Source organism: Effusibacillus dendaii (assembly GCF_015097055.1).
Classification (GTDB): domain Bacteria; phylum Bacillota; class Bacilli; order Tumebacillales; family Effusibacillaceae; genus Effusibacillus; species Effusibacillus dendaii.
This window is the reverse complement of sequence record NZ_AP023366.1, coordinates 203399-223426: the sequence shown is the minus strand read 5'-3', so window position 1 is coordinate 223426 and position 20028 is coordinate 203399. Positions and strand designations below refer to the sequence as shown.

At 51.4% G+C, this 20028-nt stretch carries 24 protein-coding genes; 6 read left to right on the top strand and 18 right to left on the bottom strand.

Going from position 1 to position 20028, the window contains the following annotated elements:
* Positions 1-17 precede the first annotated feature (17 nt).
* Positions 18-1175: an ADP-forming succinate--CoA ligase subunit beta gene (gene sucC / locus skT53_RS01145; protein ID WP_200759390.1), complete on the bottom strand. Its 1158-nt coding sequence runs from the start codon at positions 1173-1175 to the stop codon at positions 18-20.
* 108 nt (positions 1176-1283) lie between these two features.
* Positions 1284-1445: a hypothetical protein gene (locus skT53_RS01140; protein WP_200759389.1), complete on the bottom strand. Its 162-nt coding sequence runs from the start codon at positions 1443-1445 to the stop codon at positions 1284-1286.
* Positions 1446-1566: 121 nt separating this feature from the next.
* On the opposite strand from skT53_RS01140, the gene skT53_RS01135 reads away from it, so the two are divergent.
* Both skT53_RS01135 and skT53_RS01130 read left to right on the top strand, forming a co-directional pair.
* A complete protein-coding gene (locus tag skT53_RS01135) occupies positions 1567-2064 on the top strand; it encodes a nitroreductase family protein (protein WP_200759388.1) in 498 nt (165 codons plus the stop codon).
* A 53-nt stretch (positions 2065-2117) separates the two neighbouring features.
* Positions 2118-2528: a hypothetical protein gene (locus tag skT53_RS01130; RefSeq protein WP_200759387.1), complete on the top strand. Its 411-nt coding sequence runs from the start codon at positions 2118-2120 to the stop codon at positions 2526-2528.
* Here the strand turns inward: skT53_RS01130 and skT53_RS01125 are convergent.
* Complete coding sequence (locus skT53_RS01125) at positions 2515-2733, bottom strand: hypothetical protein (protein WP_200759386.1); 219 nt, start codon at positions 2731-2733, stop codon at positions 2515-2517. The genes skT53_RS01130 and skT53_RS01125 overlap by 14 nt on opposite strands.
* A 156-nt stretch (positions 2734-2889) precedes the next feature.
* Between skT53_RS01125 and skT53_RS01120 the strand changes: the two genes are divergently transcribed.
* Together skT53_RS01120 and skT53_RS01115 are read left to right on the top strand one after the other, a co-directional pair.
* A complete protein-coding gene (locus tag skT53_RS01120) occupies positions 2890-4473 on the top strand; it encodes a YifB family Mg chelatase-like AAA ATPase (RefSeq protein WP_200759385.1) in 1584 nt (527 codons plus the stop codon).
* Positions 4474-4599: 126 nt separating this feature from the next.
* The gene (locus tag skT53_RS01115; RefSeq protein ID WP_200759384.1) at positions 4600-4914 is read left to right on the top strand and encodes a hypothetical protein; all 315 of its coding nucleotides are present in this window, start codon (positions 4600-4602) and stop codon (positions 4912-4914) included.
* Positions 4915-4971: 57 nt separating this feature from the next.
* On the opposite strand, the gene skT53_RS01110 is transcribed toward skT53_RS01115, so the two are convergent.
* The 9 genes from skT53_RS01110 to skT53_RS01070 form a co-directional block, all read right to left on the bottom strand.
* A complete protein-coding gene (locus tag skT53_RS01110; RefSeq protein ID WP_200759383.1) occupies positions 4972-5745 on the bottom strand; it encodes an ABC transporter ATP-binding protein in 774 nt (257 codons plus the stop codon).
* On the bottom strand, positions 5742-6749 hold the full coding sequence (locus skT53_RS01105) for a FecCD family ABC transporter permease (protein ID WP_226375300.1): 1008 nt from the start codon (positions 6747-6749) through the stop codon (positions 5742-5744). The genes skT53_RS01110 and skT53_RS01105 overlap by 4 nt, the downstream gene beginning before the upstream one ends.
* Before the next feature lie 53 nt (positions 6750-6802).
* A complete protein-coding gene (locus tag skT53_RS01100) occupies positions 6803-7753 on the bottom strand; it encodes an ABC transporter substrate-binding protein (protein ID WP_200759381.1) in 951 nt (316 codons plus the stop codon).
* Positions 7754-7819: 66 nt separating this feature from the next.
* Positions 7820-8062, bottom strand: coding sequence for a YneF family protein (locus tag skT53_RS01095; protein ID WP_200759380.1), 243 nt, complete (start codon positions 8060-8062; stop codon positions 7820-7822).
* A 12-nt stretch (positions 8063-8074) separates the two neighbouring features.
* A complete protein-coding gene (locus skT53_RS01090) occupies positions 8075-8437 on the bottom strand; it encodes a YraN family protein (protein WP_200759379.1) in 363 nt (120 codons plus the stop codon).
* Between the two features lie 36 nt (positions 8438-8473).
* Positions 8474-8767, bottom strand: a complete 294-nt coding sequence (locus skT53_RS01085) for an EscU/YscU/HrcU family type III secretion system export apparatus switch protein (RefSeq protein WP_200759378.1) — start codon at positions 8765-8767, stop codon at positions 8474-8476.
* Between the two features lie 12 nt (positions 8768-8779).
* Complete coding sequence (fliK, locus tag skT53_RS01080; RefSeq protein WP_200759377.1) at positions 8780-10582, bottom strand: flagellar hook-length control protein FliK; 1803 nt, start codon at positions 10580-10582, stop codon at positions 8780-8782.
* A 79-nt stretch (positions 10583-10661) separates the two neighbouring features.
* Positions 10662-11441: a ribonuclease HII gene (locus skT53_RS01075; protein WP_200760820.1), complete on the bottom strand. Its 780-nt coding sequence runs from the start codon at positions 11439-11441 to the stop codon at positions 10662-10664.
* 65 nt (positions 11442-11506) lie between these two features.
* On the bottom strand, positions 11507-11938 hold the full coding sequence (locus tag skT53_RS01070; protein WP_200759376.1) for a winged helix-turn-helix transcriptional regulator: 432 nt from the start codon (positions 11936-11938) through the stop codon (positions 11507-11509).
* 127 nt (positions 11939-12065) lie between these two features.
* On the opposite strand from skT53_RS01070, the gene skT53_RS01065 reads away from it, so the two are divergent.
* The gene (locus skT53_RS01065; protein WP_200759375.1) at positions 12066-12824 is read left to right on the top strand and encodes an MBL fold metallo-hydrolase; all 759 of its coding nucleotides are present in this window, start codon (positions 12066-12068) and stop codon (positions 12822-12824) included.
* 70 nt (positions 12825-12894) lie between these two features.
* On the opposite strand, the gene ylqF is transcribed toward skT53_RS01065, so the two are convergent.
* The 3 genes from ylqF to rplS all read right to left on the bottom strand — a co-directional run bounded on the left by ylqF (position 12895) and on the right by rplS (position 14783).
* Positions 12895-13791: a ribosome biogenesis GTPase YlqF gene (gene ylqF, locus skT53_RS01060; protein WP_200759374.1), complete on the bottom strand. Its 897-nt coding sequence runs from the start codon at positions 13789-13791 to the stop codon at positions 12895-12897.
* A 16-nt stretch (positions 13792-13807) separates the two neighbouring features.
* The gene (lepB, locus tag skT53_RS01055) at positions 13808-14350 is read right to left on the bottom strand and encodes a signal peptidase I (protein ID WP_200759373.1); all 543 of its coding nucleotides are present in this window, start codon (positions 14348-14350) and stop codon (positions 13808-13810) included.
* 85 nt (positions 14351-14435) lie between these two features.
* On the bottom strand, positions 14436-14783 hold the full coding sequence (rplS, locus tag skT53_RS01050) for a 50S ribosomal protein L19 (RefSeq protein ID WP_200759372.1): 348 nt from the start codon (positions 14781-14783) through the stop codon (positions 14436-14438).
* A 167-nt stretch (positions 14784-14950) separates the two neighbouring features.
* On the opposite strand from rplS, the gene skT53_RS01045 reads away from it, so the two are divergent.
* Positions 14951-15607: a GNAT family N-acetyltransferase gene (locus skT53_RS01045; RefSeq protein ID WP_200759371.1), complete on the top strand. Its 657-nt coding sequence runs from the start codon at positions 14951-14953 to the stop codon at positions 15605-15607.
* 386 nt (positions 15608-15993) lie between these two features.
* Here skT53_RS01045 and pcrA read toward each other — a convergent pair whose 3' ends face one another.
* The 3 genes from pcrA to skT53_RS01030 form a co-directional block, all read right to left on the bottom strand.
* A complete protein-coding gene (gene pcrA, locus skT53_RS01040) occupies positions 15994-18138 on the bottom strand; it encodes a DNA helicase PcrA (RefSeq protein WP_200759370.1) in 2145 nt (714 codons plus the stop codon).
* Between the two features lie 89 nt (positions 18139-18227).
* The gene (locus skT53_RS01035) at positions 18228-18971 is read right to left on the bottom strand and encodes an exonuclease domain-containing protein (protein WP_200759369.1); all 744 of its coding nucleotides are present in this window, start codon (positions 18969-18971) and stop codon (positions 18228-18230) included.
* 6 nt (positions 18972-18977) lie between these two features.
* Complete coding sequence (locus tag skT53_RS01030; RefSeq protein ID WP_200759368.1) at positions 18978-20018, bottom strand: DUF294 nucleotidyltransferase-like domain-containing protein; 1041 nt, start codon at positions 20016-20018, stop codon at positions 18978-18980.
* Positions 20019-20028 lie beyond the last annotated feature (10 nt).

Below are 20028 nucleotides of genomic sequence, written 5' to 3'. Positions count from 1 at the left end.
TCCCTCCGTCCCCCTTATTATTTCACAAGGCCGACGATTTTCTCGGCCGCGTCGGCAAGAGAATCGGCCGCTACAATATTCAGCCCGGATTCGTTCAGCATTTTTTTACCGAGTTCCACATTCGTTCCTTCCAGACGAACCACCAGCGGTTTATCCAGGCCAATTTCTTTCGCCGCCGTAATCACACCGTCTGCAATTACATCACATTTCATGATGCCGCCGAAAATGTTTACCAGAATGCCTTTTACATTTGGATCGGACAGAATAATTTTGAACGCAGCAGTCACTTTTTCGGCTGTCGCACCGCCCCCCACATCGAGGAAGTTGGCCGGTTGACCGCCGTAATATTTGATCGTATCCATCGTCGCCATCGCAAGACCGGCACCGTTCACCATACAGCCAATGTTGCCATCCAGCGCAATATAGGACAGATCGAACTTGGACGCTTCAATCTCTTTCGGATCTTCCTCATCCAGATCGCGCATATCCAAAATGTCTTTATGGCGGAACAGAGCATTCGAATCAAAATTCAGCTTCGCGTCGAGCGCTACCACTTTGCCGTCACCCGTAACCACCAGCGGGTTAATTTCGGCAATCGAGCAATCATTGTCAACAAATGCTTGATACAGACCGGTCATAAATTTGACCGCCTGATTCACAAGCTCTTTCGGTATGTTAATCGCGTATGCCAATTTGCGGGCCTGGAACGGCATCAGGCCAACAGCCGGATCCACTTCTTCTTTAAAGATTTTTTCAGGTGTTTTGGCAGCCACTTCTTCGATTTCGGTACCGCCTTCTTCCGATGCCATCATGACTACGCGGCCACTGGCACGGTCTACCACAACACCGACATAGTATTCTTTTTTGATATCCGACAGCTCTTCAATCAGAAGCCGCTTGACCACTTTTCCTTCTGGTCCCGTCTGATGCGTGACCAGCGTCATTCCTAAAATTTGCTCTGCGTATGTACGAACCTCATCCAAACTTTTGGCAACTTTTACACCGCCAGCTTTGCCGCGTCCACCTGCGTGGATCTGCGCCTTGACGACTCCTTTGCCGCCCAATTTCTCGGCAATGCGAACCGCTTCATCCACCGAGAAAGCAACTTGTCCCTGCGGGACGGCTACGCCGTACTTTCTCAGCACCTCTTTACCTTGATATTCGTGGATATTCATCTGACGTATCCCCCTTGACATGTTAAATGGAAAAATCTAACGCTGCCGTTTTGTCTACCTAGTTACTTTAACTCCGTGTCTGGAAAAAATCAAATATTTTTCACAATATTAGGGCTTAAATTTTTGGTCGCTTTCATACTTGACTTTCGCTTCGCAGGCGGGGCAAATATAAACCTGATTCTGTTTTGCCGTCTGCAGCAGATTCATATCGGTTTCAGCCGGCGCGTTAGCGATGCCGCACAAACTGCAGTGGAGAAGATAATCTCCCATCGGTTTCATTCCTTCCTGTTTTGGATATATATAGTATTGACACAAACACAGGCGATTCTTTCCCTAATTCCAAATGTTGTGTATAGTAAAACTAACCAGATTTTGAGGAGCGGAGAATCTTATGAGTCAAACCGGCAACGTTCTTGAAACTATCCGTACGCGGCGTACGATCAAAACATTCAAACCGGACCCGGTTGCCCGTGAACTGCTGCAGGAACTTCTCAACGCTGCCAGTTGGGCGCCGAACCACCGGATGACCGAACCCTGGCAGGTTCTGTTTGTCGGTCCGGAAACACGAGCAAAACTCCACCACAAAACCGATTTTGGCGGCGCACCCGTTTTGTTGGCCATTCTTTGCGAGCCGGGTAAAACGGAAATTGACCAGGAAGAACATTATGCGGCTGTCGCTTGTTTTATCACCAATTTTATGTTGGCCGCTTGGGAAAAAGGAATCGGTACCGGTTGGTCGTCCTTGGCCGCTTCCCAACATGTACGCGAACTGCTTGGCGTACAGGAAGGCACCAAAGTGGTAGGTTTGCTGCCCGTCGGGTATCCGGCAGAAGTGCCGTCTCCCAAAGAGCGGACGCCAATGGAACAGAAAATAAAATATCTGCCTTAAGACAAACATATGGTATAATCGTAAGACAAAAACAAAAGGCAGGTGATGTCCGTTTGGATCTTTGTTGCGGTTTGTCAATGGTGGCCCGACTGCAGCATATTTACACGGAAGGCGGCGTTCTGATACAGGACGTACCGGTTTTGTTCTGTCCAACATGTCTCCATACAGAAATTGCGCCTGACATTGAAATGGATTTCCATCTGTTTGCGCACAATTGCGAGACAGATAGAGTTCGTTCCGCCAGTTTGTCGGATGCGGTTGGAGATGAGAAAATCCTGCAAATCCTTGAAAAGTATCCGGAGGATGAGCGGATTCGAAGCAACCAAAGGGTGCTGCCGGAACAAATCGATGCGACGCTCGATTTGATGATTACGGCCAAACAGCAGAACGACCAGGCGTGGTATAACGAACTGGTCGAACGTCTTCAGATGTTTCGCAGTCTGTTAGGTGTCAAGCGAGGTTAAATTCACCATAAATCGTCCCATGTTCGTAATCCTTGATGTGCTGTTTGTAAACGATCAGATTGTTGTCCCGCAAAAAGGCTGAAAATTGCTCAACACTCATAGCAGCCGTCAAACGGTTGCCTTCTTTTGCCTGAAACCCCCATTTTTGTGTATCCTGCTCCGGTAAACGTGCAAATTGTTCCTGATTCATTTCCACCTGTATCATACGAATCCCCTTTCTGCTTGCCTGTTCTCAATTGCCAAGTTTATCTTTCCCTGCTTGTTTTCCTCTATGATTCCATTTCCCTCACCCTCTTGCCCTTATATCGATAGGATAAAATTTCCAAATTCCTATCGACCAAAAAAGTCAGGAGTGATTTCCATGTATGCGTCTTTTTCGAGTATTGCGCTGCTCGGTATTGAAGGTGAGCCGGTCACCGTCGAGGTGGACATTGCAAATGGCCTTCCCTGTTTTGATCTCGTCGGTCTGCCCAGTTCGTCCGTTCGTGAATCAAAAGAACGGGTCCGCGCCGCCATCCGCAATTCCGGATTTGAATTTCCGCTCGGCCGCATAACGGCCAACTTGGCACCGGCAGATTTGCGAAAAGACGGGCCAGGTTATGATCTCTGCCTGGCGCTCGGTATATTGGCTGCCAACGGAGCGCTGCCAGCCGCAAACGCACAAGGCTATGCCATTATCGGCGAACTGGCGCTTGATGGGACGGTTCGCCCTCTCACCGGAGTTCTGCCGATGGTGGCAGCCGCCAAAACTTTTGGCCTCCAAAACGTAGTGGTGCCAGCCGGCAATCGCAGCGAAGCGGTATTGGTAGAAGGTGTCAAAGTAGTTGCAATCGAAAATCTGAGACAGGCCGTATCTTATTTTCGGGACGACGCTTGGCCCGAACCGGCGCATGATCCCGGCCCGGATGCCAATGTTTCCCTTGCCGACGTACTGCACCGATCGTCAGCCGATTCTGCCGAATCTCCCATTCAGGATGATTTATCAGATGTAAAGGGGCAGCCTCATGTGAAAAGGGCGCTGGAAATTGCAGCCGCCGGCAACCACAACCTGCTCTTGATTGGACCGCCGGGTTCCGGGAAAACCATGTTGGCTCGCCGCCTCCCTTCCTTGCTGCCTCCCCTTTTGCCGCAGGAATCGCTTTCCGTAACCATGATCCACAGTGCAGCAGGCGTTTTGAAAGACACTGTTTCCTTGCTTACCCGACGGCCGTTTCGTGCTCCCCATCATTCCATTTCAAGCGCCGGTTTAATCGGCGGCGGTACCATTCCCCGTCCTGGTGAAGTATCGCTTGCACACGGCGGAATTTTGTTCCTTGATGAGTTTCCTGAATTCCACCGGACTGCCCTGGAAGCTCTCCGGCAGCCGTTGGAAGAGGGGCGGGTAACAATCGCGCGCGCCAACGCCTCTCTTACATATCCGGCCCGATTTTTGCTTGTGGTCACAATGAATCCTTGTCCGTGCGGATTTTACGGGCAAATGGACGAGACGGGCAACAGTCCCTGCACCTGCAGTCCGTTCATGATTCAACGCTATCACAACCGGGTTTCCGGTCCGCTGCTTGACCGCATCGATCTGCACGTGGAAGTGCCGCGCGTAACGTTTGCAGACATGCAACAAACCACGCCCGCCGAAACATCTGCAGATGTATCTGCCCGCGTCCAAAAGGCAAGATTTGTTCAGCAATCACGTTTTGCGGGCCGTCCTATGCCCGTCAATTCCGCGATGAGCAGCGCGGATTTACGACAACACTGCCGGTTAAACCGGCCATCCGCCGAACTGCTCCGCCATGCATTCGAAAAATTGGCCCTGTCCGCCCGTTCACACGACCGGATTCTAAAAGTGGCCCGAACCATCGCCGACCTGGCCGGAGAAAGCGAAATCCAGCAACATCACCTGGCGGAAGCGGTCCAATACAGGACCCTAGACCGGAAATATTTCAAATAATTGCGTGCTATTCAGACATTCACCGCATATTTTACTAACATAACCATTTGAGACGCGACAAATCATGCAGGACACAGCCTCCCGACTGACGAATAGAATGTTAAGAATCGGAAGGAGGAGTTCTAATTGGCGAACCAACAACCAGCTTTGAATCTTCCTTTGGTACTGAAAGGTTTTGCATGGTTGGACGTCTATCTTGACACGATCAACATCGACATTGGCGTACCGGATTTGTATGGTGCCGTCTACGGACAGGAACTGCCTTCCATTCAGATCGACATTTCGGACAGCGAACCGATGCTTTTGTTCGATATCTGCGAAATGTTGGAAAAAAACGGGTTCCATGCGCTGGTTCAGGAATTTTTCTCCCTGCTGGTGGAGAACCGAATCGATGTAACGTCCTGGAAAATGTCCGACATCCCGAATCGAAAACCCAAATAAGCGTAAAAAATTGGCCCCTGAATATCGGCGGGCCATTTTATTTATTGCCTTTTCCACTTATTTGTTGCCTGTTACCACAATCTGCGGCACATGCAAGGACGGGATGTCCAGAACAACGGTACGGATCTGGAAAACATCCTCGATTGCGGGGGAACGGAGCATGATGGCCGGGGCGGCCATTTGAACCAATTTTCCAGCGTCAAGCAATACCAATTGATCGCAAAACTGTGCCGCCAGGTTCAAGTCATGCAAAACGGCAATCCACGCCAATCCATTTTGCTGCTCCTGTTTCAAAAAAGAAAGCAGTTCCACCTGGCGGTGAAGGTCCAGGTACGTGGTCGGCTCATCGAGCAGCAGCAGTTTCGGCTGTTGCGCCAATACTTGCGCAAGCAAAACACGCTGCCGCTCCCCGCCGCTCAGTTGATCCAGATAGCGGTTGCGCAATTCCCATGTATCGGTCCGCTGCAAGGATTGGCGGCAGATTTCATGATCCAGCGGCTGTTCAGACGAAAAACGCTTTAAAAACGGATATCGGCCAAGCATCACCGTATCATAGACCCTATCGTTCAGTTCGTAAACCACATTTTGCCGCATGAAAGCGATGTGCCGGGCCAACTGTTTTTTGCCATAGGATTGGATCGGTTTCCCGGCAAACGTCACTTCCCCCTGCGACGGCATCCATTGCCCTGCAATCACTTTCAACAATGTGGATTTGCCTGCTCCGTTTGGCCCTATAATTCCGATGCTTTGCCCTTTCTCTGCTTGCAAACTGATCTTCTGCAAAATCGACCGGCCGCCAAACGATACGGATACTTCCTGCAGTTGGATCATCTTTCTCCCCTCCGGCTCCTCTGCAATTGCCACGCAAAAAAAGGAGCCCCGATAGCCGCTGTCACGGCTCCAATCGAAAGTTCAACAGGCGCCAACAGCGTTCTGGCAACCGTATCACAAAGCACAAGAAAAATTCCGCCTGCCAATGCAGCGAAAGGAATCAGCAGACGATGATCGGAACCGATCATCCGCCGCATCATATGCGGAATCACAAGACCGACAAAGCCGATGATTCCCGCCACGGAAACAGCGGCCGCTGTCACTAACGAAACGGTCAGCAGCAGCACCCATTTTGTGGGTGTAAGAGGAACGCCAAGCGTTGCAGCCCCTTCCTCCCCCATCCCGAATGTGTTCAGTTCTCTCGCAAACGCCCAAATGACCAGAAAACCTACGGCGAAAAAGGGCAACAGAATCAGATTATGATGCCAACTGCGCAGGCCAAGACTTCCCAACATCCAGAACACGATTTGCTGGGTCTGGTTGCCTGACGACAACGAAAGAAGAAAGGTCAAGGCAGCAGAAAAAAACGAGTTCACGACCACCCCGGACAACAGAAGGGTTTCTGTCCGCAGGCTGCGTGCGGCGCTTGCCACCCCAAACATTGCAAAAACAGCCAACAGCGCACCAACAAAGGCAGCCAGCGGAAGCAAAAATCCGGCTGCCGCCAGTCCACCGCCCACAACCGCGATCACAGAGGCCGCTCCGACCGAAGCTCCCGCCGACACACCTAAAATATAGGGATCGGCCAATGGATTTCGCAACAATCCCTGCAAGGCGGTGCCGGCCAATGCAAGCAATGCGCCAACCAACAGCCCCAACGTAACGCGGGGCAGGCGAATCTGCCAGAGGATCGACGCCTCTGTTTCCGTCCAATTGACAGGCAGCAGCGAGCCCACGACAGGCATTCTGGACAGCAAATAAGATACCGAGTGGGAAAATGGGATCGTTGTGCTTCCGACGGACACGGCAAATCCGACAGTTAAACACAAAACTGCCAAAAGCAAACTGATACCTCCTATAAATTTCCGTTTTTTGTGGAGGCTCCGCGTCCCGCTCTTCATTTCGCAAACCAGTCAGGATGGATCGCTTTGGCAATTGCCACAAACCCCTCCGGTAAACGGGGGCCCGGCCTGGAAACGAGGTTCGGATCCAAAGCAATCACTCTCTTGTTTTTAACGGCTGGGATCGTTTGCCAACCGGGCCGTTGTAAAATATCCTGCACGATCTCCTGCGGATTTCCCATCGTTGTGGTTAGAATCACGTCCGGCTTTTTGGCGGCAACCGTCTCTCCGTCTGTTTTCAGCCAGCCTGATTGTTCACCGAATGCGTTGCGGCCACCCGCCAGCGTCACCAGTTCATCGAGAAACGTATTTTTTCCGGCTGTATAGAGATCCGGCGAAATTTCCAGATAGACGACCGGCTCTTTCTGGCTCGCTGCTGCTGTACGTTTATCCTGAATCGAACGAACCGTTTCCTGCATGGAATGGATGACGGAAACAGCCGCTTGACTCCGGTTAGTCAACTTCCCTATCGTCTCGATAGCCTGCTCCGTTTCCGCCATGTTGGTCGGTTCTGTGGCAAAAACGGTCAGCCCCAGCGAACGAAGTTTGGCGACCCCTTGCGGATCGGCTGTTGCACCGCCTAAAACAAGATCCGGTTTTTGCGCCAATACCAATTCGGGATCTATTGTCATCGCTCCGACAACCGGCTTTTTCTTCGCCTCCGGCGGATAGTCGGACCATTTATCAACCCCTACCACGCGGTCGCCCAAGCCTAAAGCGAACAGAATTTCAGTCTGGCTCGGCAGCAAGGAAACGATCCTCTGCGGTTCCGATTGAATCGTTACCTGATTTCCTGTCGCATCCTGCAGTGTGAGCGGATAAACGGTTTGTCCCGTTTGACTGTGCGGGGCCCCCTGTTCCGGAACGGCCTGTCCAGCCGGTCCACATCCGCTTGACACACCCACTGCAAGCAGGAAAGAAAGAAACAAAACACCACTTTTTATCATGCTTGACCTCTCTTTTCCTAAACCATAAACCCCCGACCGAAGTCAGGGGCACCGCCATTCAAAGCGTCATTTTTTCTTTTTGGACTGGTTGGCCAACGCTTTTGCGTTGACATTTTTCATTTGACGTGAAATGCGAGCCAACTGTTTTTGATTCAAATTGCGCCCCATGCTTCTTGCCATTGCTTGAATGTCCTCATCAGACATCGTCATATTTGCCATTTGCCGTTTCATATATTGCACCGCTATGTAAAATCCGGCGACAATCCCGACTAAAAGAGCCACTATTCCGGTTACCCAATACCACACCATTTGATCCACTCCTCAAAATGCATTCTCTATATGTTCGAGCGCCGGAGTTTGTCCGTTCTCAACCATCCGTATGCTGATCATATCAAATCGGATGCGTGATACGCAAACCGTATTCATCGACAAAAAAATGGACGCTACTTGCCGAATCTTCTTCTGCTTTCGCCAATCGACCGATTCGGAAGGCGAACCAAACCGATTTGAGGTTCGTGTTCGTACTTCGACAAATACGAGACAATTGCCGTCTTGCGCCACAATATCGATTTCGCCTGCCCGGCACCGCCAGTTGGTTGCCACGATGTGCCAACCTTGCGACTCCAGATAACGTTTTGCAAGCTGTTCCCCTTGTCGACCTGTTTGGAGCCGTTGGTCTTTCATTCGTATCACTCCTGACACCAAGAAGCGAAGCATGCATTACTTCGAATGGTTCGATCTGCGCTCCATAGATTGGACGAATGCCAGCACCTCTGCCACCACCTGGTACAGTTCCGGCGGAATTTCGCGACCGATCTCAAAAGCCAGCAATGTTTCCACCAAAACAGGGTCTTCATGCACAGGTACCCCGTTCTGTTTGGCCGCTTCGATGATTTTGCGGCCGATTTCTCCCTGGCCGCTGGCTACCACACGCGGCGCTTGATCAGTCTCCGGATTGTAGGTCAGGGCAGCGGCACGCGGGACCCGATTTTTGTTGCGCTGTTGGTCACTCATTGTTCCACCGCCTCAGATTTTCAGATCCAGCAGCCCATTTGTCAAAATGGGAGAGAGGTTGGCGAACGGCTGCCTTGTGTTTGCCTGTCCCGCCTCCTGGCGGACACCGCCCAACTGATAGCCGATCTGTTTTAATCCATCCCGCAAAGGAGCCAATGTGTCATCGGCAAGCGAGAGATTTTTTTCCCGCTCCGTAATAAAACGGAGGGAAACGATTCGCTCGACGATTTGCACATGAATGCCCAGATCCCCCAATGACGGCAGTTGCAGATGAAAATAAAGAAAACAATTGTAAGGGTCTAATTCGCGCCCTTTTTTGCGCCGGGTCAACAGGTGAACCTTGGCGTCTGACGTCTGTTTGCCTACCAAAACAGGAAGCGTCAAATACTGATAAAGAAACGGGCTGTTGTCGTCTTTTGCAGAATGCATCAACTGCTGCCCTGTTAAATGGGTGAGAATCTGTTCCGCAACCGGCTGTGCCGTACCCGACTGAACCTCGGCCAGCAAAAGCGATTTGAGCGTTTCCGGCACTGCTCCGGCAAAATCCGTTTTCACCAGTTGGGCGACATGCTGTTCGTGCGACAATCCCAATTTTTCTACAACAGCCTTCACTGCCGCTCCCCGTTCACCTGGCGACAGATCGGCCAAGCGATCCAGTTCAATCCGCATATCTGTAAGCGGGAAGGAAGCTGCCAAACGATCGGCCAGTTTGGCAGCATCTTCCGGCTTGGTTTTGCCAAAAAGGTCAGCAGCCGCCGACATCTGCATCCGGTTGTCTGCCGCTTCCAACTGGCGCGGAGAACGGGTCTGGCCGTCAGGAACCGCAGAGGCTTGTCTCCACGCAGACGGTATTCTGTCTGCTGCCAGGTTTATCTCTTCCGCCGTATTTGCCTGTACGACCGTGCTTTGCTGTGCCGCCGTATTTGCCCGCGCTGCGGTTTGGCCGATTTCCGAGGATGATGGCCGATTCGCCATGGGATTTGCCTCTGCTCCCTTTGCATCTGCTCCCTCCCGCACGATGGGCTCTCTCGTTTGATCCGGTTTGCCGTCCGCACGATTCGGAATGTTGGCTTTTGGATCGGGAATTCCCACTTTCGAATCAGGGGGTCCGGCTTTCGGAAGGGACGTTTCCGCTTTTAAGAGAGACGTTCCGCCCCCCTGCTCGTTTTGATTCTCGACCGATGGCGCAATCGGTTGCGACAGCAGCCGGGAGACCATTTCGCTGAGCGATGGCCCCTGCTGCAAGGAATCGAGCGCGCGAAAAGCGGATTCGGTCAGCGGAATCTTTTTCTGTACCATTTGCAAAATGGTGTCCAGCGCAGACTGACTTTGTCCCGCCTGTTCCACCTTGGAATAGAGCTGCTCAATCGATTGCAAAAGAGAAGGGGTAACAGAAATCCCGGCTGACAGCAGGCGACTGGCAACCTGGCGGGTAAAAGCGGAATCTTTAACCTGTAAATTTTGCAGCAGCCTGTCAAGCGGAAGCGCTGTTTCCGAGCCTGTCGTGTCCCCCCGGGCTGGAAGCGCCTGATTCTCTGTATGTGCCATTGCAAACGAATTGATTTTCAGTTCGAACAGGCCGTTATCGGTTGTACCGACCACCACCAACGGCAATACGGCGCCTTTTGTCACGGCAGTATCCGTTTGCGCTCTGACTGTCAGCCCTTTAATGTCCACCAACGCGGTTTCACGGTCAAGCACATCCAGCACAATGCCATTCAACGTTTCGCCGACTGCCAGTTCGATCCGTTTGGCAGAGGTATCCGGACGCAATGTTTGCCCCAAAACCTGCAACAGCGACGGCAAAATATTCATCAGAATCCCCTCCCTCACGGCCGGAATGCCCTGCGTGCCTGTATGAACCCGGTTGCCTGCTGAAAAAACGGCCCCCCGATCAATGGGTTGACAACAGGGCTGTGACCGGGGCAAACGACTTGCGGTGAATCGGACAAACGCCGTATTTTTGCAAAGCCGCGATGTGTTCCGGCGTACCGTACCCCATGTGCTGCTCAAATCCGTACTCCGGATACATGCGTCCATATTCGATCATCATCTGATCTCGTGTCACTTTGGCCAATATCGATGCGGCCGCAATCGAATGGCTCTTTGCATCCCCTTTTATTACAGCCTGTTGCGGGACGGCGACATCTGGAATCGTGACCGCATCGGTGAGCAGATGGTCCGGTTCCGTACCGATCGCGCGGATCGCCCGCCGCATTGCTGCATATGTAGCTTGCAAAATGTTATAGGTGTCGATATAGTCAACATCTGCCATCCCGATCCCATACGCAACCGCTTGTTCCCGTATTTGGTGGAACAGTTCTTCCCGCTGCTGCGGACTGATCTGCTTGGAATCGTTCAATTTCGGTATGACAATGCCGATTGGCAGGATGCAGGCAGCCGCCACTACCGGACCGGCCAGCGGACCGCGTCCCGCTTCGTCGATCCCGGCAATCAGCCGGAACCCTTTTGCGGCAAGCGATCGTTCATAGTCCCACAATCGTTCCATGCGCTCCGCTTCCGCCTGAATGGCTGCCCGTTTGCGCAGCTGGGACTCCACCAGTGCCCGCACACCCGCTCTTGTGTCTTGTCTCAGTTGCTTTATGTCTGTTTCGGATAATTCGGTCTGTGAGGCCAACCAGTTTCTCAGTTGGTCGATTGTCAATTTACGCAGATCGTTCATGCAAGCCTCTCCTTCTAAGTTACTTACCATTTCGGCAGAGGCGTGCCTACTTCCTGCTATTCCGATTGGTTGTCCTGATACGAGATGTTTTTCACATACTCGTCACAATCAGGGCAATAATAAGCACTTTTCACTTCGTGTCCGCATGTATCATGCACCAATTTTTTGTATTTCGGGGTGAGATGACGATTTCCCCAAATCGCCAATGCATTCAGCACATGTCGGAGATCGCTCCCCTTTGCAGTCAATTCGTATTGGTAACGAGGCGGATGCGCCGAATACAGACTGGATGTTACGAGCCCCTGCTGTTCCAGCTCCTGCAGACGTTCCGACAGGATATTGGGCGAAATGCCGTCAAGCGATTTTTTCAAGTCGCTAAACTTGCGGACCCCAAACAGCAGATCGCGAACGATCAGCAGCGTCCACCTGTCCCCCACAATTTCCAATGTTCTCGCGATGTTGCACGGTAAGTTATATTGCTTGCTCATACGTTTCACCTTTTTTGGTTGGATGTTTACGAATATCATAGCATAATTACATTTTGCATAGTTAGTTGTTTTTATATATTAAGTATTATATATTAACTTTAAAATCACATTGGGAGGTTGTATACATATGATTTTACAGCGGTTGTCTTGGGCAGGCGTGTTCGTTCAGTCTGGCGACACGAGCATTTTGATCGATCCGATTGCAAATGTCACACCGGAATTTGCGCAGTTAATGGGCCATCCACTTGCACCGTTAGTATCCCTGGAGCAGATGCGATCCGTTTCTGCCGTACTGGTTACCCATTTGCATCCGGACCATTTTGATCCGCAGCTGATTGCGGGAATGTTCGGCGATCATATCCCTGTTTATCTGCCGAACGAGGCTGTTCTTGGCGCCCCAAAAACTTCTCTGCAAAACGTAAACGGGATGGCTTTCGACCAGCAGGAGAAAATCGGTTCCCTGCAGATAACCGCCGTGTATTCGGCTGACGGATTCGGATTTCCGCAAGTCGCCTGGATCGTGGAAGGAGGAGGCAAAAAGATGATTCATTGCGGAGATACGCTGTGGCACGGGCATTGGTGGCGCATTGCCCAAAAATACGGTCCGTTCGATGCCGCCTGTCTGCCGGTGAACGGGGCCGTTGTCCAGTATCCGGGATTAATTCCGAGCGGAGTGGAAGCCTGCCTGACGCCTGAACAGGCCGCGTCAGCCGCCTCTATATTGCGGTCCGGACAATTGGTTCCGATCCACTATCAGGAATTTGATAATCCGCCTCTCTACTGTGAAACGCCCAATTTGTTGGTACGATTAACGAACCGCGCAAAAGAGCTGGATGTTCCGGTTCGTCTCATGAAACCGGGGGACCGGCTGCAAATCGGGGAATAAGCAGCGGGGAGACGACTGGTCCGACAACAGAGAGGTGAAAACTGAAAACGTGTGAACCGATTTTCTCGATTCACACGTTTTCCGGTTCTTTTTGTTTGATGGTTGAATCGGGTGTGAGGCTGGGCCGTTCCAACGAAATTTTGCCAAGCAGTCCGCCGCGAAACTCGCGTAAAATCAAATCGCAGGCGGCCATTTCGTCAATTACGCCGCCAGATCGAACAGCGCCGCGTTTGCGGCCAATTTCGAGCACGATGTCCCATGCTTCCACCGGCAAATTTTCCAGTTTGTAACGGGATTCCAAAACGCCCGGGTACGTATCCCGCAGCCATTTCACCAGGAAATAGGCGACCTCCTGTTTGTCCGTTTCCAGCACCTCGTCTTTAATGGCACCCGTCAACGCCAATCTGACGCCGACTTCCGGATCTTCAAACTTCGGCCAGAGAATCCCCGGTGTATCAAGCAGTTCAAAATCTTTCCCTACCTTGATCCACTGCTGCGCCTTCGTAACCCCCGGCTTGTCGCCTGTTTTGGCGATGTTCCGGTTTGCCATCCGGTTAATCAGTGACGATTTGCCGACATTTGGAATACCTAAGATCATGGCACGCACGGCGCGGGGACGGATCCCTTTTTTCATCATCGCTTCCATTTTTGGTGCCACCAGACGTTTGGCTTCCGATTCCAGTTTGCGGAACCCTTCGCCCTGTGTGGCGATGACCGGAACGGCAGGGGTACCTGCTTTTTCAAAATAGCGAATCCATTCTTTCGTAATCTCAGAATCGGCCAAATCGGCTTTGTTCAATAGAACAATCCGCGGTTTCTGCTGCGTAATTTCGTTCATCATCGGATTCCGGCTGGAAAGCGGGATGCGGGCGTCCACCAGTTCATACACTACATCCACCAGCTTTAATTTTTCCGTGACTTCCCGCCGGGCCTTTGCCATATGGCCGGGAAACCATTGAATTGTCATCTTGCTTCCCCCTTGTCTACTTAAACGGGAAAAGTTTCATGTTGGAGACCGGCCAGAAAATCAGATCCGCACGGCCCACCACCAGATTATCCGGTACGAAACCGACGGAAGGATCCCGGCTGTCCTTTGAATTGTTGCGGTTGTCTCCCATCACGAACACCTTACCTGTCGGAACTGTCACCGGGCCATAGGCACCAAAGGTCGGTTCGCCCAAATAAGGCTCGTTTAACGCCTGCCCGTTCCGGTACACCTTGCCGCCCTTTACTTCGATCGTGTCACCGGGCAGTCCGATTACACGCTTGATAAAATCTTTGGTTGTGTCAGACGGGTATTGAAACACGATGATTTCTCCCCGTTGTGGAGAATGGATATGGTAAATCAGCTTGTTGACGATCAGACGTTCCTGGTTCTGCATAGTCGGCATCATGGATTCGCCGTCCACCATAAATTGGGCAAATACGAATTGGTGAATGGCAAGCGCCAAGATTATGGCAATTCCCAGTGATTTAATCCATTCCCATGTTTCGTTCTTCTTGTTTTCGGAATGATTTTCTGCCATAGCGTTTCCCTCCCGCCCAACTCTTAAACGAAAACGTGTTTATGAAAAAGGGACTTGCTTCCACAAGTCCCCTCTCAATATCTATTTAGCGAATTTCTTTAATGCGAGCTGCCTTACCTGTCAAGTTCCGCAGGTAGTACAGTTTCGCGCGGCGTACCCGACCGCGGCGAGCGACTTCGATCTTCTCGATCTTTGGGGAGTGGAGCGGGAATGTACGTTCCACGCCAACGCCGTTCGAAATTTTGCGAGCAGTAAACGTTTCGGAAATGCCGCTTCCCCGGCGCTTAATCACAACACCTTCGAACAACTGAATCCGTTCGCGGTTTCCTTCTTTTACTTTCACGTGTACTTTAACCGTATCGCCAGGACGGAAACTTGGGATGTCCTTGCGAAGCTGTTCGTCGATAATTTGACGCAAGAGTTCTTGGTTCATGCTGATTTCCTCCTTCCCTGCAGGCGTTCATGCCACATATTCAGGCTGACAGCGGACCGCCTTGATTAACAAATGACATTTTAACACAGGGTAAAAGGAAAAACAACTGGTGCTGCTTTATATAATTCCAACACCGCCAAAACCACTGAAAGATTGAGGGATCGTTGATGCCAGACATTTATATACGGCCTTATCAACATGCAGATGAACAAAGCGTCTTGCAAATCTGTTATCGGACCGGGTTTATGGGACAGGATTTATCAGGGACAAACCGGTTTAACGACCGCAAGCTTTTCGGTTACCTGTTCTGTCTGTTTTATCTGCGTTACGAAACGGAACACTGTTTTGTCGCTGTCGATCGATCAAATGGCGACAAAGTGGTGGGATATATTTTGGGAACCCTGGACACCCGCAATCAAAACAGACAGTTTGCCTGGAAAATGGGATGGAGAATTGCCCTCCGACTTCTGTTCTATACCGGATGGAGATATACCGAGTCTTTTCGCGAAGTCATCTTCTTTCTAAAGGGCGCCCGTTCCAAAATCGAGCCAAATCCCCTCTATAAGGTGTATCCGGCCCATCTGCATATTAATGTGCTGCCCGAATATCAGCACTGTGGAATCGGTTCCAAATTATTGGATCGATTTGAACAGCATGTGCGAAAAAGCGGCGTGGCAGGCATCCATTTGTCCACGTCCAACCGGAATTTGAAAGCAATTCCCTTTTACCGCAAAAAAGGATATGACTTACTGCTCGAGAAAGAGGATACGTTTTGGAGTAATGTTCCGGACTATAAAACGTTGGTGTTTGCTAAGAAGCTTTAAATGATGGGACAATTCATCACTCTAAAATCTTTCATCAAGTGCTTGCATTAAACTTTTAGTTCCCAGGTTGTTAGGAGAAGATAACCTCAGTAACCCACTGGCACATTTAACTCCATCTTAAAGCAGGCTAAGAGAGACCTAAATACCTCTTCGGATCTGCTCGGGTAATATACCGATAGGATGACCGAGTTTGCGAGCATTTACAAAAAGAAAACAGGCTCTCCATGACGTCGTCGATGTAACGTTAGTGATCTTCAAGTCCTAACAAACACTGAAAAGGGGCAGTCAGCCCAGATGCCGTTGCCCCCTTTTATCCTCCCAAGTTTCTCCGTTTCCCCAGGTTTCTTCATTTCCCCGTTTTCTCCGTTACTTCCCGATTTTCTCCGTCACTTCTCAATCACCCGCAGCTTGGTGGTCCTCGGCTTGACCTTTTTGGTACCGTACTTGGATTGGAAGGTGATCTCCAATTCGAGTTCGTCGTCTTTGCCGCTCATGTCCATAATGACCCCTACGCCATACTGCGGGTGACGGACGCGCAGACCGATGTCCCAGCGGGGGACGACCTGAAAATCGGCCCCCGATTTCTCCGTGTACTCTTCCGGTATTTCAGCAAGGAAACGGGACGGATCGTTCATTTGCAGCTCCCCGTAAATTGTCCGTTCCGAGCAGTACGTCAGATGCAGTTTCTCCTGTGCCCGCGTAATCGCCACATAGCACAGGTTGCGCTCCTCCTCGATTCCCTCCGGGCTGTCCATCGAGCGCGCATGCGGAAAAATCGTCTCCTCCATGCCAATCACAAACACGACCGGAAACTCCAATCCTTTTGCGGCGTGCATGGTCATCATGTGGACGGCGTTGTCTTTCTTCCCCGTTTCCTTGTCCGTATCGGACAACAGCGACGTCTCCGCCAAAAAATCGGCCAATGAACCGCGCCGTCTCTTGTCAAATGCACGGGTCACGGTCAGCAGTTCGTCTATATTCTCCAACCGGCTCTGATCTTCTTCTTTGCCGCTTGCCTCATACATTTCCCGGTAGCCGGTGCGGTGCAGCATCAATTGTAAAAATTCGGTGACCGACAGGCCTTCCTGCGCAAAGTGAAGGTCGCTCATCAGCAAGTGGAATTTTTTGACCGATTCCAGCGCCTTTGCGCCGATATCCGCTTTCTCCGCCTCGCCCATCGCCTGCAGCAGGGAAAGATCTTGGTCACGCGCATAGTCGAGCAGCCGTTTGATCGTGCCCTCGCCAATACTTCGTTTCGGAACGTTGACAATCCGCAGCAGGGAAATTTCGTCCTGCGGGTTGGAGATCGCTTTCAGGTAGGCCATTACGTCCTTGATCTCGCGCCGGTCGTAGAATGTCATACCGCCGATGATTTTGTAAGGAATAGCCGCCTGCAGAAAGACTTCCTCAATCGCGCGCGACTGAGCGTTGGCCCGGTACAGGACCGTGCAGTCACGGAATTGGCCGCCGTTTGCAATGTACTCCTGCACCTTTGCCACCACGTACGCCGCCTCATCCGCCTGGTCGAGCGCCGCGTAAACGGACAGTTTCTCGCCCGGCCCTTTGACGGAGCGCAGATTCTTTTCTTTCCGCATGGTGTTGTGACGGATCACGGCGTTCGCCGCATCCAGAATCATACCGGTCGAACGGTAATTCTCCTCTAACAGAATGACTTTTGCTTCCGGATAGTCCCGCTCAAAATTCAGGATGTTTGAGATGTCCGCGCCCCGCCAACGGTAAATCGCCTGATCCGCATCGCCCACCACGCAGATATTTCGATAGTTGGCCGCCAAAAGGCTGACCAGTTTGTACTGGGCCCGGTTGGTGTCCTGATACTCGTCCACATGAATGTAGCGAAATTTGTCCTGATAGGCGACCAGAACGTCCGGCTGCTCTTCAAACAACTGCACCGTTTTGAAAATCAGATCGTCAAAATCGAGCGCATTCACGCTGTTTAATTTAAATTGATATTCCCGGTATACGTCGGCCGCGACCGAATCGGCCAGCGAGCGCCCCGCCGATTTTCGAAACTCGTCGGGGGTCAGCAGTTCGTTCTTGGCGGCGGAAATTTTCCAATGGATCAAATTCGGGTCAAATTTTTTCAGATCGTAGTTCAGATCGAGCATGCACTGCTTAATGGCGGACATCTGATCGTCCGCATCGAGGATCGAAAAATTGTTCTGGTAGCCAAGCCGCTCCGCTTCCCGCCGCAAGATTTTCACACACATGGCATGAAACGTGCTCATCCAGATGTCGCCAGCCGCTTCGCCGACCAATTTCTCGACCCGCTCGTTCATTTCCTTTGCCGCTTTATTGGTAAACGTGATCGCCAAAATATTCCACGGCTGCACGCCCCGGCGACCCATCAGATACGCAATCCGGCGTGTCATCACGCTCGTTTTTCCAGAGCCGGCCCCGGCTAAAATCAGCAACGGGCCCTCTGTCGTCTCCACCGCTTCCTTCTGCTGCGGATTGAGGCCTTGTGTAATGGAATCGATGTCAATTTGCAACGAATGTGATTCTGTAGACATAAACGCCTCCGAAAGTTATGCATTCTGAGGTAGTAAAAAAGTGCTACCTAAAAGGGTAGCACGAAACACGTTTGGATGAAATACATATCTCACCTGTTTGCCAACACCATTTGTTCCCGAAGTTCCCCAAACGTTTCGATTCCTTTGGCAATCGACTCGGTCAGCAATCGTTTCCACAACTCCGCCGTCATTTTCGCGTCACCGAGTGCCGTGTGACGCCCCAGAACAGGAATTTGGTAGGTCTGCAGCAGATCGTCCAATCCGTATTGATTCCATCTCGGATGCAGCCATTTGGCTACATCGTGCGTATCAAGGATTCGGTGTGTCAGGTGCGCTCTTGAGAACCGCCACAGAGCGGCGTTTAGAAAGCGAATGTCGTGGCTCGCATGATGCATCACCAATACGCCGTCTTTGGCATATTCCAAAAACTGCTGCAGCACCAGTTTGATATCAGGTGCCGCAGCGGCCTGTTCGTTTGTAATACCGGTCAGTTTCGTGACCACCGCCGGAATGAACCGGTCAAATTCCGGTCGAATCAGAGAATGATACGGATTGCCCAATTCGATGCGATCTCCATGCATTTCCACCGCCCCGATCGAAATCAGAACATCGAACGAAGGATTGAACCCGGTCGTTTCCGTATCGACTACCACAAAGCGAGTCTGCAGAAGAGGCGCGTCCCAGCCGTCTTCCGATTTTGCCTCTTTCAGCAGTTGGCGAATAAACGCTTCCCCCTGCATTTTTTCCGGCGAAACGGCAGACAAGGCTGGCAGTACATTATGGGAACGGGTTTGTAACAATCTGCGGAAAAATCCGCTGCGATCTTGACTCATGCCTGCTCACTCCGGCTTGCGAAATTTTTTGGCTGTCAGTTTTTGCAACGCACGGATTCGCTTGATTGCATTTGCGAGTTCCGTTTTGTCTGCGTCAGATAAACGATTTGTTGGAACATAATTGCTCCAGAGCCGATGGCCCATCAAAACCAGAAACGCATTCGCGATCCCATCGGCCGTGACCGGCTCCCAAATACACCGCTGATGCAGTTCCTGAATCCGGCTTAGGGTGGCAACAGCCTCGATTCCGTTTGCGATCGACCAGAGCCGGACACAGTTGACCAATTGCAGATAGGTGTCTTTTAAATGGAACTCGCCTGCATGCTCGCCCCATTTGTCGACCAGAAAACGGCCTCTGAAATCGAGCGGAACCGACTGCTGCAAACCGTGACTGGCGACCTGCCAATGCACGAACGGTTGACAACGCAAATGTTCAATCAACCATCCCCGAAATTGACGAGGCAAATCCGGATCGCCAAAAACGGCCCGGATATCGGCTGCCATCATCAGGAACCTTGTGTGGTCCCAGTTTGGAACATCCGTATAGGATTGGATCTGCTCCTGCCAATTTTGCAACGACAGATTCCATCTTGGGTTGGTGGCCATCACAAAGCCCGGACAATAAGGGTATCCAATCTCGGCCAAACGGGTGACAACCCTCTCGGCTAATGACTTGAAATACAGCTTTACTTCGTCCTGTTCTGCGGCGGATCCACCCAGATACAGCAGTGCATTGTCCTGATCGGGTTGCAAGGTCTGTTCTCGCCGTCCGCCGCTGCCTAATAAAAGCCAGCAAAAAGGGGACGGAGGAGTACCCCAGCCAGCCTGTTCCATATCCGCGAGCACCAATTCGATGACCCGGCCGATCAGCGTATCGTGCCAACAGTTGATAGATGAGTGGATTTCGGTAGAGTGCATTCCCTGTTTCTGCCATGCAAGGGCCATATCCGGCATCTGGTCATGAATCGCTCGCAGAGTACGGACATCATTCGCGCTTCCCACTTCATTTTTGATCCACGTCAAGCTTAATTTCCGGTCTGCCTCCACCCCATCACTT

Coding starts and splice junctions, on each gene's coding strand:
- fliK (WP_200759377.1), bottom strand. CDS start 10,582: ATGAATATTTTGCCGTCGCTGTTGCAGGTTTTGGGGCAAACATTGCGT.
- pcrA (WP_200759370.1), bottom strand. CDS start 18,138: ATGTCTACAGAATCACATTCGTTGCAAATTGACATCGATTCCATTACA.
- skT53_RS01120 (WP_200759385.1), top strand. CDS start 2,890: ATGTATGCGTCTTTTTCGAGTATTGCGCTGCTCGGTATTGAAGGTGAG.
- sucC (WP_200759390.1), bottom strand. CDS start 1,175: ATGAATATCCACGAATATCAAGGTAAAGAGGTGCTGAGAAAGTACGGC.
- rplS (WP_200759372.1), bottom strand. CDS start 14,783: ATGAACCAAGAACTCTTGCGTCAAATTATCGACGAACAGCTTCGCAAG.
- lepB (WP_200759373.1), bottom strand. CDS start 14,350: ATGGCAGAAAATCATTCCGAAAACAAGAAGAACGAAACATGGGAATGG.
- skT53_RS01085 (WP_200759378.1), bottom strand. CDS start 8,767: ATGAGTGACCAACAGCGCAACAAAAATCGGGTCCCGCGTGCCGCTGCC.
- skT53_RS01045 (WP_200759371.1), top strand. CDS start 14,951: ATGCCAGACATTTATATACGGCCTTATCAACATGCAGATGAACAAAGC.
- skT53_RS01095 (WP_200759380.1), bottom strand. CDS start 8,062: ATGGTGTGGTATTGGGTAACCGGAATAGTGGCTCTTTTAGTCGGGATT.
- skT53_RS01125 (WP_200759386.1), bottom strand. CDS start 2,733: ATGATACAGGTGGAAATGAATCAGGAACAATTTGCACGTTTACCGGAG.
- skT53_RS01110 (WP_200759383.1), bottom strand. CDS start 5,745: ATGATCCAACTGCAGGAAGTATCCGTATCGTTTGGCGGCCGGTCGATT.
- skT53_RS01100 (WP_200759381.1), bottom strand. CDS start 7,753: ATGATAAAAAGTGGTGTTTTGTTTCTTTCTTTCCTGCTTGCAGTGGGT.
- skT53_RS01135 (WP_200759388.1), top strand. CDS start 1,567: ATGAGTCAAACCGGCAACGTTCTTGAAACTATCCGTACGCGGCGTACG.
- skT53_RS01035 (WP_200759369.1), bottom strand. CDS start 18,971: ATGAGTCAAGATCGCAGCGGATTTTTCCGCAGATTGTTACAAACCCGT.
- skT53_RS01065 (WP_200759375.1), top strand. CDS start 12,066: ATGATTTTACAGCGGTTGTCTTGGGCAGGCGTGTTCGTTCAGTCTGGC.
- skT53_RS01070 (WP_200759376.1), bottom strand. CDS start 11,938: ATGAGCAAGCAATATAACTTACCGTGCAACATCGCGAGAACATTGGAA.
- skT53_RS01090 (WP_200759379.1), bottom strand. CDS start 8,437: ATGAAAGACCAACGGCTCCAAACAGGTCGACAAGGGGAACAGCTTGCA.
- skT53_RS01140 (WP_200759389.1), bottom strand. CDS start 1,445: ATGGGAGATTATCTTCTCCACTGCAGTTTGTGCGGCATCGCTAACGCG.
- ylqF (WP_200759374.1), bottom strand. CDS start 13,791: ATGACAATTCAATGGTTTCCCGGCCATATGGCAAAGGCCCGGCGGGAA.